Origin of the sequence: Limnohabitans sp. T6-20, assembly GCF_003063505.1 — a bacterium.
Lineage (GTDB): Bacteria > Pseudomonadota > Gammaproteobacteria > Burkholderiales > Burkholderiaceae_C > Limnohabitans_A.
Map to the genome: position 1 here is coordinate 1,085,597 of NZ_NERW01000002.1, position 13,011 is coordinate 1,098,607.

Genomic DNA, 13,011 nt, shown 5'->3' on the forward strand with positions numbered 1-13,011 from the left:
CAGTCAACGGCGGCGCGCAGCAGTGGTTTTGACTGACCCTTTACCCACTTGATCCAACAGGTAGTGCATCAGCAAACCGACAGGCCTGCCGGTGGCACCTTTGGCGGCACCGCTTCGCCAAGCTGTACCGGCAATGTCCAAGTGCGCCCAGGGATAGCGCGACGCAAAGCGTTGTAAAAACTTGGCTGCTGTAACCGAGCCCGCCTGACGACCCGCCACGTTGGCCACATCTGCAAAGCGCGACTTGAGACCTTCCGCATAGTCGTCGTCCAAGGGCATGCGCCAGCAGGCATCCCCCGAAGCATCACCAGCGCTCTGAAGTGACTGTGCCAGAGCATCGTTGCTGGAAAAAAGACCAGAACGGACCGCGCCGAGTGCGATCACGCATGCGCCGGTCAAGGTGGCGATGTCGATCACGGCCTGGGGCTTGAAGCGCTCGGCATATGTCAGCGCATCACACAGCACCAAACGACCTTCTGCATCGGTGTTCAAAATTTCAATGGTTTGGCCACTCATGCTGGTCACCACATCACCGGGCTTAACGGCCAATCCATCGGGCATGTTTTCCGTGGCGGGAATCAGCCCGACCACGTTGATGGTGGGCTTGAGCTCACCCAATGCCTTGAAAACCCCCAGAACACTGGCAGCGCCACACATGTCGTATTTCATCTCGTCCATCTCGGCTGCTGGCTTGATGGAAATACCGCCGGTGTCGAACGTGATGCCCTTGCCCACCAGCACCACAGGCGCTTGGCTTGCGGCTGCGCCGTTGTAACGCATCACAATGAAGCGCAAAGGCTCTGCGGCACCCCGCGCGACCGCCAAAAAGGCCCCCATGCCCAGTTTGCTGACTTCTTTGGGGCCGAACACTTCGCATTTGAAAGCAGCCCCTTTGGCAATCGACTTGGCCGCATCGGCCAGCATGGCCGGTGTGCAATGGTTGGCTGGGCGGTTGGCCCATTCTTTGGCCGTTTCAACACCTGCCACCAGCGCTTGCGCCTGCGCAAGCGCCCCACGCAGCTCGGCATTGACCGCATTGCCACTGAACACGACTTGCTTGAGGGTACGGGGCTTGGGTTTGCTCAGGGTGCTGGTGTAGCTGTAACTGGCATCGGCCAAAGTTGAAACAGCCACTTGCAGCAACTGAGTGGTCATGTCTGCCACCGCATGGAGCCCCATGCGCTTGACTCGGGCCGATTTGAGGGCATTCCAGGCAGCGAGCACCGCACTGCGAACATGGGCAGTGCTGCCATCGGCCACACACACGACCACCAGATGACGGGATTTGATGCCGGGATGCACATACAAAGACAACACAGCACCCGGCTTGTGCTCAAAATCACCGTGTTGGATGGCAGCCCTCACCAAGGAGGCAACCGGGTCCTGGCCCGAAACGACCGCTTTGTCGTCCGCCGGCCATAAAACAACCAGGGCGTCCAGATCGTCACGAATAACAGTGGACAGAGCGCGCTTTTGGATTTCGAAGTTCATAATTCAGCTTTTCCTTCGTACCGATGTTATTCCATTCCTCTTTACGCAAAGACCTTGCCCGCAATTTCGGGGCCACGCTGGTGGTTTTGGTCACCATTGTGATCACCATCATCCTGATCCGGACATTGGGCCAAGCCAGCCGCGGCAGCGTCAACCCCTCAGAAGTTCTGCTGGTCATGGGCTTCAGCGTGCTCAGCCAGCTGACCACCATCATCACCTTGAGCCTGTTCATCACCGTGGTGGCCACCCTGTCACGGATGTACAGCGACAGTGAAATGGTCATCTGGTTTTCGAGTGGTCAAGGTTTGGGCCATTTTGTTCGCCCACTTTTCCGATTTGCCTGGCCCGTGCTGTTGATCGTCACCCTGCTGGCACTTTTTGCCTGGCCATGGGGCAACCAGCAAATCCAGGATCTGAAACAACGCTTTGAAAAGCGCAACGACATCGAACGTGTCGCCCCCGGCCAGTTTCAGGAGTCTGCCGGTGGACAACGCGTTTTTTTCATCGACAAAGACACCCCGGACAACCGTTTTGGCAGCCATGTATTCATCTCCAGCATGGAAGGAAGCATGGAAAGTGTGACCACCGCCCAACAAGGACGGATTGAGCTCACCGGCGATGACCGGTTCTTGATTTTGGACAAGGGACAGCAATGGTTGACGAACCGTGACACCGGCGAGACCCGAGTGACCCAGTTTGAACACTATGAATTGCTGGTGGACTCTGATCTGAACGTCCCCTCCTCTGCTTTCACCAGCCGTCACACCCCGTCTTGGGAACTGCTGAAAAATCCAAACCGTGAAAACTTGGCTGAACTTTCGTGGCGCCTGGGTTTGGGCTTGGCGGGCATCAACCTGATGCTGATCGCCTTGGCCGTATCGGCCGTCAACCCTCGGGGTGGGCGCAGCTACCACTTAGCCTTGGCCCTGTTTGTCTTTGTGGCTTACTACAACATGGTCAACGTGGGCCAAAGCTGGATCAGCACCGGACGCTTCAACTTTGCGCCCTTCATGCTGGGCCTGCACGGCGGCGTCTTCCTGATCGCCATCCTTTGGCTCTCGATTCGGCATTTCAACTGGTCATGGCGATTTCTTAGACCCCTGAACGCCAAATACAGCAAAGGTGCAGCATGAAAACCGTACGCAGCTTGCTGCATGGCGAAATCATCAGAGCAGTGACTTTTGTGGGCATTGGCTTTCTGGCCTTGTTCCTGTTCTTCGACCTCGTTGATGAACTGCAAAATTTGTCGCGGCTGGCCGGTCAAGGCTACAAACTGCAACATGCCTTGTTTTTTGTGGCGCTCAAAATTCCAGCCCACGTTTACGAGCTGTTTCCCATCTCGGTGCTGATTGGCTGTATCTTCGTGATGGCCAGGCTGGCACAAAGCTCGGAATTCACCATCTTGCGCACGGGCGGATTGGGACCGCTCAAAGCCTTGAGCACCTTGATGAAATTGGGACTGGTGTTTGTGGCGCTGACATTTTTGATTGGAGACTATGCCGCGCCTTGGGCCGAGCGCCAAGGCGTATTACTCAAAACCCGATTCCAAGGCAACTTGACTGTGGGTCAAACTGGTGCCTGGCTCAAAGAACGGCAAGGCCGGCGGCATTTTGCGGTCAACGTCCGCAGTTTTGACGGCATCAGCCACATGGAGAACATCCGGATTCATGAGTTCAATGAGGAAGGACAGTTGCTGGCCATCACCACCGCACCGTTGGGCAAAGTAGGCGCTGGTGCATGGCAATTGCAGCAAGCAGAAGAAAAATCCATCCGGGTGGGTGCCGCCAAAGATGCTGTGCAATACACGGCGGCCAAGCACGCCAAACTGGACTGGCCCACCGAAATCAGCGCCGACATGGTGGCCGCAGCCGTGCTCAGTCCGGACCGCATGCAAACCTGGGAACTGTTCAAATACATGCGCCATTTGGCGAGCAACCAGCAAAATGCACAGCGCTATGAAATTGAGTTCTGGCGCAAGGTTTTTTACCCCTTGAGCTGCTTGGTCATGTTGGTCATGGCTCTGCCCTTCGCCTACCTGCACTTTCGCTCGGGCCAAATTGCAGGCCATGTCTTTGGTGGGGTTCTTGCGGGCATCAGCTTTGCCCTGCTCAACAACCTGTTCAGCTTTGTGGGCAATTTGCAAAACTGGCAACCCTGGCTGACCGCCGCTGCGCCTGCCTTGCTTTACAGCGCAATTTCCTTGCTGGGTTTTTGGTGGATGGTCTTACGACAATGACGACGAACTTGAATGCCCAAACGGGTGTGATTCTTTTTGCCCATGGCTCACGCGATCCGTTGTGGCGATTGCCCATCGATGCCGTGGCCCAGCAAATGACCGAGCGTTGGCCCGGGTTGGCCGTGGCCTGTGCTTTTTTGGAACTGACCACACCCGATCTGGCCAGCACGGTCGAGGCCATGATGATGCGGGGCATGACCCATTTGCGCATCGTGCCCATGTTTTTGGGCGTAGGGCGGCACGCACGCGAAGACCTGCCTGGGCTGGTCAACGACCTCATTCAAGCCTACCCGCAGGTCCAGTTTGAATTGCTGCCTGCCATCGGCGAACACCCCGCCATGACCCGGCTCATGGCCAACATTGCTGCCAACCAAGCCACCGGCTCATAGACCAGTTAAAGCATAATGATGAAAGTCAATATGGCATTTAACGCATGAACCTGCACCAATTTCGCTTTGTCCAAGAAGCTGCCCGCCGCAACCTGAACCTGACCGAAACGGCCAAGGCCCTGCACACCTCGCAGCCCGGCGTGTCCAAAGCCATCATCGAGCTGGAAGAAGAACTGGGCATCGAGATCTTTGCGCGTCACGGCAAGCGCCTCAAGCGCATCACCGAACCCGGCCAACACGTGCTGCAAAGCATCGAAATCATCCTGCGCGAAGTGGGCAACCTGCGCAAAATTGGCGACCAATACAGCGCGCAGGACAGCGGCACCTTGTCCATCGCCACCACACACACCCAGGCCCGCTACGTACTGCCCATGCCCGTGGCCAAGTTGCGCGAAAAATACCCCAAGGTCAACATCAGCCTGCACCAAGGCGCACCCGACCAAGTGGCCAAGATGCTGCTCGATGACACAGCCGAAATCGGCATCGCCACCGAATCCCTGTCGGCGTACGAGGAACTGGTCACCCTGCCCTGTTATGAATGGCAACACGTGCTGGTGCTGCCCCTCGATCACCCGCTGGCCAAAAAAGAGCACCTGTCGCTCGAAGACATTGCCAATGAACCGATCATCACGTACCACCCGTCTTTTACGGGACGGGGCCGCATTGACCATGCTTTTGCCGCCAAAAAACTGCACCCACGCATCGCGTTGGAAGCCATCGACTCGGATGTGATCAAAACCTATGTTCGCCTGGGTTTGGGCATTGGCATCGTGGCCGAAATGGCCGTCAAGGATGACCCGGTCAAAGACCTGGCGGTCCGCCCCTTGGGGGCCCTATTGGGCATGAACGTGGCGCGCGTGGCCTTCAAGCGCGGGGCGTACCTGCGCCACTTTGTCTACCATTTCGCCGAATTGCTGAGCGACCGCCTGACTGCCCCATTGATCACCAAAGCCATGACCGGACACGTCAACGACTACGAACTTTGAGCCTGGAACTTTGAACGCCATGAACGCACGCACACCCAACCTCACCTCCAAAGCGCCCCACATGGGCACCACCATTTTTACCGTCATGTCAGCACTGGCCGCTGAAAAAAATGCGGTCAACCTGGGCCAGGGTTTTCCGGACTTCCCGTGTGACCCCAAGCTGCTGGATCTGGTGAACGACGCGATGCGCGAAGGCCTCAACCAATACCCACCCATGACCGGCGTGGCCCCGCTGCGCGAAGCTGTCTCGAAAAAAATCGAAACCCTTTACGGCCGCCACTACGATCCGGCCAGCGAGATCACCGTCACAGCCGGTGCCACCCAAGCGATCTTGACCATCATTTTGGCCATCGTGCATCCGGGTGACGAAGTCATCGTGCTGGAGCCTTGCTACGACAGCTATGTACCCAACATCGAGTTGGCCGGTGGCGTGGTGGTGCGTGTGCCGCTCGCGCCCGGCACCTTCCGTCCTGATTTCGACAAAATCCGCGCGGCCATCACGCCCCAAACCCGTGCCATTCTGATCAACTCGCCGCACAACCCCAGCGGCATGATCTGGTCCAAGCAAGACATGCTGACGCTGCAAGAGATTTTGGAGCCCACCAACATCGTGCTCATCAGCGACGAGGTTTACGAGCATATGGTCTACGCCCCCAACCAGCACTGGAGCGCAGCACACTTCGACGGCTTGGCCGCCCGCGCCTTCATCGTGTCCAGCTTTGGTAAAACCTACCATGTGACCGGCTGGAAGATCGGTACCGTGGCAGCGCCTGCGGCCTACACCGCCGAGTTTCGCAAAGTGCACCAATTCAACGTGTTCACCGTGAACACGCCCATGCAGCATGCCCTGGCCCGCTACATGGCCGACCCCGCCCCCTATCTGGATTTGCCCGCGTTTTACCAGCGCAAGCGCGACCTGTTTCGTCAAGGTCTGGCGCAAACCCAATTCAAACTGCTGCCCGGTGAGGGCACCTACTTCCAGTGCGTGGACATCTCCAACCTGAAAGTGCCCGAGAAAAACCTCAGCGAAGCCGATTTCTGCAAATGGCTCACCACCGACATCGGGGTAGCTGCCATTCCCTTGTCAGCGTTCTACGGCAACGGCTTTGACCAAAAAGTCATCCGCTTTTGCTTTGCCAAAAAAGACGAAACGCTGCTGGCTGCACTGACCAAACTCCAGCGACTCTGATCCCCCACCTCCTGCACGAGAACGGCCGGGAACCTGCCGGTCAGGACGGATTACAAGACATGACACAGCAGTTGCTGATCCAATAGCAACTGCACCGCCACCTCCTGGTTGGCATTGAACACGGCATAGCTGTGACCGTTTTCATGCACTACACGACCTGAGTTTGTCCATGCACTGGCGTCCAGCTGGACGGTGTCGTCGGCATTGCCCATCACCCGCAAGCTACCCGAAGTGGTGCCCGTCAACACATCCTGCAAACTGATAACAAGGGTGTTGGCACCCGATCCGCTCAGATCCAGACTGTCTATTGCGCCGTGCTGAGAAACAACACTCGACAAGTGAAGCTTCATCTGGCTGCCCTGCAAACTCAGCTGCACACCCCCAATACGGTAATCCATGGCACTGTAAGCAAACGCCGCATCCGCCACCAAAACCGAGGTGCCGTCCACAGCCATTGCCAGAGTCTGACCTGCTTCGACCACGCCGTCTGCCGGTGCGCGCACCACGCCATCGCTGACCAGGTTGATGCTGTTGATGCCCCAATCGGCCAAGCTGCGCACCTCGCCCGCGTCGCTCACACCGTCTTGGTCCTCGTCTTGCCAGACCTTGAACTCGGCAAACTTCGCATCTTGCGCGTCGAACACGCCATCGTGGTTGCTGTCAAAGCCTGCGCGCAAGCCGTCCAGGTCAGTGTGGGAGGCCGCCCCTGCGGCCGAATCTTTCGCGAGCAGGGGCTCGCTCCCAATGTCAGCTGAAGTCTGGCCGCCATATTTCGCAAACGCGTACTGGCTGTTGTCGTGCACCAGGCCGTCGGCGTATTTGTCCCACACCAGCACACCGTCTTGCGCACCGGCCCACTTGGTGGTGTCCAGGTGACCGTCACCGTTGACGTCCATGTTTACTTGGCCGTAGCTCAGCACACCGTCGCGGTTCAGGTCAATGACCACGGGCAGAACTTGCAACACCAGCATCTCAGGCGTGCTGTCTGCGCTGGTGTAAACCCAGTCACCAGCAATGCCCACGCTGTTGTGGTTATTAGCAGAGGTCACGGTAGATGACCAATAGCGCGCGTTGTACCAACCCGTTATCGGAATCGTGTTGGACAAGGCCACCAGTTCAGCCTGTGTGGGCAACACAAAGGTGTACCCGCCGGACAAGAACGTTCGTGCATCGTCCACGCCTGCCGTGACTGTGGTGTCCACCGTGTCAGCGCCTGCGTTGAACAAGCTGTCCAGCAAAGTGTGCGTGGTGTACATGGTGTTGTTGTTGGAATCACCCGTACCGCTGAAGTTCTTGACTGCAAAGTAAGTCTTGCCGTTTTGAACCCACTGGTAGTCCAGCGACAGGGTCACACCGTTGACGGTCACATTCCCGCCGTTAAAGGGCGCAGGGTCGTTGTTGGTCACCGACATATTCGCTTTGACCAGCACTTGTGTGAGATTGGCAGCATTTTGGTAGACGATGTAACTGCTGACGCCATTGCTGACTGTGCCCGCATTGGCCCAGAAGCCTGTGTCTGGCGAGAAAACAACCATGTCGTTGGTAGAGCCATCCACCACCAATTGGTGGTACTGGGTGGTATTGCTCAAAGCAGTACCGGTGACGTTGGTCCAAGTGCTGCCATCCGCACTGACCGTGTTGGTGCGGATGGCATTGAAGCCAGCCATCTCCCTGACGTCTTTGGCTGACAGCGTCAAGATGTTGGCCCCGGTATCGGTGCTCAGCTCAATGCGCTCAATCGAATCGATCCGGCTGCCGGTGGTGCCATCGACCTGCGAGCCGGCCGCGCTGTTGCTGACCTGGGTCAAATCCAGATGTGCCCCACCGGTGAGGCGAATGGTGTCAAAGCCCGTTCCGCCCACCACCCGAGCCAGTTGCCCCGTATTTCCGCCGGCTCCCAGCCCGTTGGCCAGGGCCGTGATGGTGCTGGCACCCAGCAAAAATAAATCATTGCCACTGCCGCCATGCAGCACATCCGCGCCATTGGCGACCAGCGTGTCATGGCCTGCAGCGGCCATCAGCGTCTGCGTTCCTGTGCTGGTCAGGGTGTCGTCACCGGTCGTCCCCATCAGATCCACTGCCGTCTTGAACGCGCCGCCCGTGCTGCCCAAAATCACATAGGTGCGCCCCGCCAAGGGGTAACCATCCACGTTGCGCGTATTGGCACTGATCATCAGATCGGCCAGACCATCTCCATTCACATCCCCCGCAGCGGACACGATGCGTCCCGTCAGGTCCTGATAACCCTCACCTGAGATGGCAAAACCCAAAGAAGACGCCATGCCCGTTGAGACGGTGACCGCAGAACCATCGGCCTTGCCATACACCACATAGGTTTGTCCGGTTCGATAACCTTCAGACGTAGACAAAGTCATTTCGGGGGCCCCCACCAGCAAGTCGGCCAGACCATCGCCATTGATGTCACCCGCCGAAGAAACGCTGTAGCCAATGTCCGTGTTGCTGAAAATTCCGCCAATGGCAAAACCGCCAACACCGTTTGAAATGTTCGTCAGCTGCACCGCCGTGCCACTGGTCTTGCCAAACACCACAAAGCTTCGGCCATCGCCAAACAGGCCGCTCGAATCCCCCTCGGGAGCGCCCACAATCACATCGGCCAAACCGTCACCGTTGACATCACCAGCCGAAGAAACGCTGTAGCCGCTCAGGTCACCCGTGCGCTCACCTTGAATGGCAAAGCCCCCGACCCCGTTGTTGACGTTGGCCAAATCGATCGAGTCGCCGCCTGGCTTGCCAAACACCACATAACTTCCGCCCGAAGTGTTGCCGTTGGGGTCCGCTTGGTATGCGCCCACAATCACATCGGCATAGCCGTCACCGTTCACATCGCCAGCGGCTGACACCGACCAACCGCTGTAATCACTGGCCACCGTGCCATTGATCACCAAACCGCCCGTGCCCAGTGCGGACAATTCAATGGCTGTGTTGCTCGCAGTTTTGCCATACACCACGTAGCTACGCCCCACGTCGAGCACACTGCCCGCATCCGCTTTGTAGGCCCCCACAATGAAATCGGCCAAGCCATCGCCGTTCACATCGCCAGCTGAAGAGAGCCAACGTCCGCTGAAATCCAGACTGGTATGGCCATTGATGGCATAGCCACCGATACCGGCAGAAACGTTGGCCAACTGCACCGCTGTGGTGCTGGCCTTACCAAACACCACATAACTCCGACCTGCGTCATATCGGGATGACGCAGGATCAAATTCGTTTGCACTGACCAGCAAGTCGGCCAAGCCATCGCCATTGACATCGCCTGCCGCTGACACAGACTGACCCAGCTTGTCCGAAGCCTGCTCCTGCCGAATTTCAAAACCTTGGGTGCCCAAAGCACTCAGTTTCACAGGGGACAAATTGGACTTGCCAAACACCACATAGGTCACAGGGTTCGCCATGCCTGATGAGCCATAAGCGCTCACGATCATGTCGTCCAGACCATCCCCGTTCACATCGCCTGCGCCCGAAATTGCAAACCCGCTGTAAGCGCTGTGGCATCCACCATCAATCACAAAGCCACCAACACCGGCGGAAATCGTGGACAAATTGATACCCGAGCCGGAACTGTCACCTACCGATAGAACGAAAGCATCGCTCAGTGTGGTGCTGCCATCACTGACTTTGATCAGCAGATTCACATTTCCAATCGCAGACGGTGTTCCGCTGAATGTCCGTGTCGCGGCATTGAAGCTCAGCCATGACGGCAGCGCAGACCCATCTGCCATGGTCGCGCTGTAGGTCAAGGTGCTGTCGACGTCAACAAACGCATTTGCGGGCACTGTGTAGTTGAAGGCAGAGCCCTTCATCCCCACCTGATCCGGGATGGCCAACGCAAGGACAGGCGCATCGTTGACCGCAGCCAAGTTGAATGTCAGCGTGTTCGCCGTCATGTCTTCGTTGTTGATGGCTCGACTGTCCTGCACCTTGAACTGGCAACTGGCGTAGTTACTGCCATTGCCGTTCAGTGCACCTTGGTATTTCAGCTTCCCAGCGTCCAAATCGGCCTTGCTGATGACATCGTCGGTTTGCACTGTCAGGCCATTGAGCTTGAGCGTGCCATTGGCAGGCAACGCGGTGATCTTCACCCCCGTCAATGCGTGGCCTTGCGTGCTGGAGTAGCCAAAATTTGCAGCGCTCAGCACAAAAGCGATGTCTTCTGTCGCATTCAGTGCTGCATCCGAACCCTGGGGACCACTGCCCGTCAAAACCACGCTGGCAATGTTCGTCAAGTTCAGCAACGTATTGTCATCTTCCGCTATGACATCCAAGGTGAGAACGCCCTCACTCAAACCCTGCGTGTCGATATTTTGCACACTGAAAGCGCCGTCCGCCTGTACCACGCCAGTGGCTATCACATGGTTGTCGAGCACATCACGAATGACCAGCGTCAAAACCGTTCCAGACTGCAAACTGGATGCAAAACCTTGTGCGTCAATCCTCAAATTTTCGTCCAAAGCGAACGATGTCAGCCCAATCGGCATGGACGGGGTGTTGCGCTCCAGAGGCAGCGACTCTAAGGCTTGTACGCCACCCGCCATGGCGCTGATGTTCACATTGCCCACCCCGAACATGCCTGCCCAGAGGTTGTCAACGCTGAACTCTTCAGCCATCACAGTGGCGGTTGCCGTTGTGCTGTTGCCCAAGGCATCGGTCAACAACAGGTTGACTGCGGTGCCATTGGGCATGCCAACTGCACTGCCCGCGATGTTGATATTGCCAAATTGATTTTCAACTGCCGAAAAAGAGAGTGCTGGCGTGACATCGCTGAGCAAGGCCCCCAAAGACGCAAGCCCCATCACCACGTTTTGTGGTGCAACGACGACATCTTCAGCTTCGACATTCAGCCAGACATCCGCCAAATCATGGGTTTGACCACCCCCTGTGGTGTAGGAGGAAATCAAGCCCAAAGCATTACCGTTTTGCTGCACATCGGACACCTTGGCTTGCAGCTGAAAAGAAACGATGTTCAATTCTTGCAGCGTATTCTGCTCGCCAGCATCGGTCACGCCGTTGCCATCCGCACAAACTCGGAGCTTTTCAAAAGCAGGATCCAACGCATTGATGATGCCGTCCTCGTTCGAGTCCAGATCGCGCAGGGCGGCGAAATCGTCTTTAGTCGTCATGCCACTGCGCAAAATCGTGGCAGAACCAAACAACTCCCGACCGTCTTCAATGACGCCATCTTCGTGGATGTCCATGACCAACAAACCGTCTTGCTGGCTGACCCATGCCGTCTGATCCAAATCGGCATCGGCATCCATGTCAAACTGGGTGCCGTTTTCCAGCGTCGTGGTTTGCACCCCATCGCCGTTCAGGTCCAGCAGCAAAGGCGTGATGCCTGAGGGAGCCTGCTTGATCACAAAAGGCGTGGACTCGCTGATCAGCGTGTTGAACACACTCACCATGCTGCCCGAAGGGGTGTTGGGAAAGCTTGCATCAACGGCACGGAAATTGATCAGACCGATTTCAGCCCCATTGGCATCCGCTGCCGGGGTGAAACGCAAGATGTTGCTTGCATTGATGTAAAGAACAGACGTCCATTTGACGTCCGTGTTAAACGGTATGGGGGTCCAATCCGAGCCATTACTGGAATATGCCCAGGTTCCCGCACTGACTGGCACCGTGTTTTGCACGACGATGATGCCCTTGAGCGCAGTACCGTCCACATCGCTGACCTTGCCAGTCAATTGACTGGCAATCACAAAACTGATGCTGCCGTCTTCCTGTGCGCTCAGATCGTTCAAAGCCGTTGTGATGACCGGCGCGTCATTCACTGCGGCCACATTGACCGTCATCGTGTTGGCCGTGGTGTCTTCGTTGTTCGTGTTTCGGCTGTCTTGCACCTTGAACTGGAAGGCGGCGTAGTTGCTGCCGTTGCCGTTGGGTGCGCCTTGAAATGTCAGTTTGCCCGCATCCAAGTCGGCCTTGCTGATCACTTCGTCCGTCTGGACCGCCACGCCATTGAGTTTGAGCATGCCATTGGCAGGCAATTGTGTGATTTTCACGCCCGTCAAAGTGCGGCCTTGCGTGCCGTTGTAGCCAAAGGCAGACGCAATCACCACATAAGCGCTGTCTTCGGTCGCACGAAGGGTGTTGTCCGCGCCTTGCGGGCCAGGGGTCGTGAAGATCAGACTGGCAATGTTTGTCAAGTTCAAGGCACCGTTGGCATTTTCGGCGACGACATTAAAAGCAAGCGTGCCTTCGCTAAGGTCTTGGGGGTCGATGTCTTGCACACTGAAGCTGCCGTTGGCTAAAACCAGCGCCGTAGCCGTGACATCGATGTTCTGCTCATCACGAATGACCAGTGTCAAAACTGTACCCGGCATCAATCCTGGCGCAGTTCCCTGCACATCGATCATCATGTTTTCATCCAGCACCTGAGATGTCAGCATCACGGGCGCTTGCATGTGGTGACCAGACAACTCCGCATCGCCTGGCGTTTGCACGCCACCCGCTGACGCCATGATATTGACGAGGCCCGGACCGAACAAGCCTGACCAGATGTTGAGTGCACTGAACTCGCCGTCCATGACCAGCGCAGTCGCCGTCTTGCTGTTACAAAAGTCATCCGTGAACAAAAGATTGACCGTCGTACCGTTGGCCAGGCCGTCAACTGTTCCAAGCAGGTCAATGTTGCCAAATTCATTTTCAGTGGCAGTGAAATAGAGTGCTGGCATAGCGATACTGGACTATTTGATGGGGATG

The 13,011-nt window shown here is 56.9% G+C and carries 7 protein-coding genes; 5 read left to right on the forward strand and 2 right to left on the reverse strand.

The genetic code is table 11. The features are described 5' to 3' along the window. Positions 1–3 precede the first annotated feature (3 nt). Positions 4–1,491: a leucyl aminopeptidase gene (locus tag B9Z33_RS11040; protein WP_108287007.1), complete on the reverse strand. Its 1,488-nt coding sequence runs from the start codon at positions 1,489–1,491 to the stop codon at positions 4–6. A gap of 23 nt (positions 1,492–1,514) precedes the next feature. Between B9Z33_RS11040 and lptF the strand changes: the two genes are divergently transcribed. From lptF to B9Z33_RS11065, 5 genes are read left to right on the forward strand one after another with little or no spacing between them, the layout of a single operon-like run. Then, positions 1,515–2,624, forward strand: coding sequence for an LPS export ABC transporter permease LptF (gene lptF, locus B9Z33_RS11045; RefSeq protein WP_108287008.1), 1,110 nt, complete (start codon positions 1,515–1,517; stop codon positions 2,622–2,624). Further along, a complete protein-coding gene (gene lptG / locus B9Z33_RS11050; RefSeq protein WP_108287009.1) occupies positions 2,621–3,727 on the forward strand; it encodes an LPS export ABC transporter permease LptG in 1,107 nt (368 codons plus the stop codon). The genes lptF and lptG overlap by 4 nt, the downstream gene beginning before the upstream one ends. Beyond that, entirely contained in the window at positions 3,724–4,116 is a 393-nt protein-coding gene (locus B9Z33_RS11055; RefSeq protein ID WP_108287010.1) for a sirohydrochlorin chelatase, read from the forward strand. The genes lptG and B9Z33_RS11055 overlap by 4 nt, the downstream gene beginning before the upstream one ends. A gap of 44 nt (positions 4,117–4,160) precedes the next feature. After that, positions 4,161–5,102, forward strand: coding sequence for a CysB family HTH-type transcriptional regulator (locus B9Z33_RS11060; RefSeq protein WP_108287011.1), 942 nt, complete (start codon positions 4,161–4,163; stop codon positions 5,100–5,102). A gap of 19 nt (positions 5,103–5,121) precedes the next feature. Beyond that, positions 5,122–6,291: a pyridoxal phosphate-dependent aminotransferase gene (locus B9Z33_RS11065; protein WP_108287012.1), complete on the forward strand. Its 1,170-nt coding sequence runs from the start codon at positions 5,122–5,124 to the stop codon at positions 6,289–6,291. Positions 6,292–6,341: 50 nt separating this feature from the next. Here the strand turns inward: B9Z33_RS11065 and B9Z33_RS11070 are convergent, their stop codons facing one another. Beyond that, the gene (locus B9Z33_RS11070) at positions 6,342–12,983 is read right to left on the reverse strand and encodes a putative Ig domain-containing protein (protein WP_108287013.1); all 6,642 of its coding nucleotides are present in this window, start codon (positions 12,981–12,983) and stop codon (positions 6,342–6,344) included. Positions 12,984–13,011 lie beyond the last annotated feature (28 nt).

Coding starts and splice junctions, on each gene's coding strand:
- B9Z33_RS11040 (WP_108287007.1), bottom strand. CDS start 1,491: ATGAACTTCGAAATCCAAAAGCGCGCTCTGTCCACTGTTATTCGTGAC.
- lptF (WP_108287008.1), top strand. CDS start 1,515: ATGTTATTCCATTCCTCTTTACGCAAAGACCTTGCCCGCAATTTCGGG.
- lptG (WP_108287009.1), top strand. CDS start 2,621: ATGAAAACCGTACGCAGCTTGCTGCATGGCGAAATCATCAGAGCAGTG.
- B9Z33_RS11055 (WP_108287010.1), top strand. CDS start 3,724: ATGACGACGAACTTGAATGCCCAAACGGGTGTGATTCTTTTTGCCCAT.
- B9Z33_RS11060 (WP_108287011.1), top strand. CDS start 4,161: ATGAACCTGCACCAATTTCGCTTTGTCCAAGAAGCTGCCCGCCGCAAC.
- B9Z33_RS11065 (WP_108287012.1), top strand. CDS start 5,122: ATGAACGCACGCACACCCAACCTCACCTCCAAAGCGCCCCACATGGGC.
- B9Z33_RS11070 (WP_108287013.1), bottom strand. CDS start 12,983: ATGCCAGCACTCTATTTCACTGCCACTGAAAATGAATTTGGCAACATT.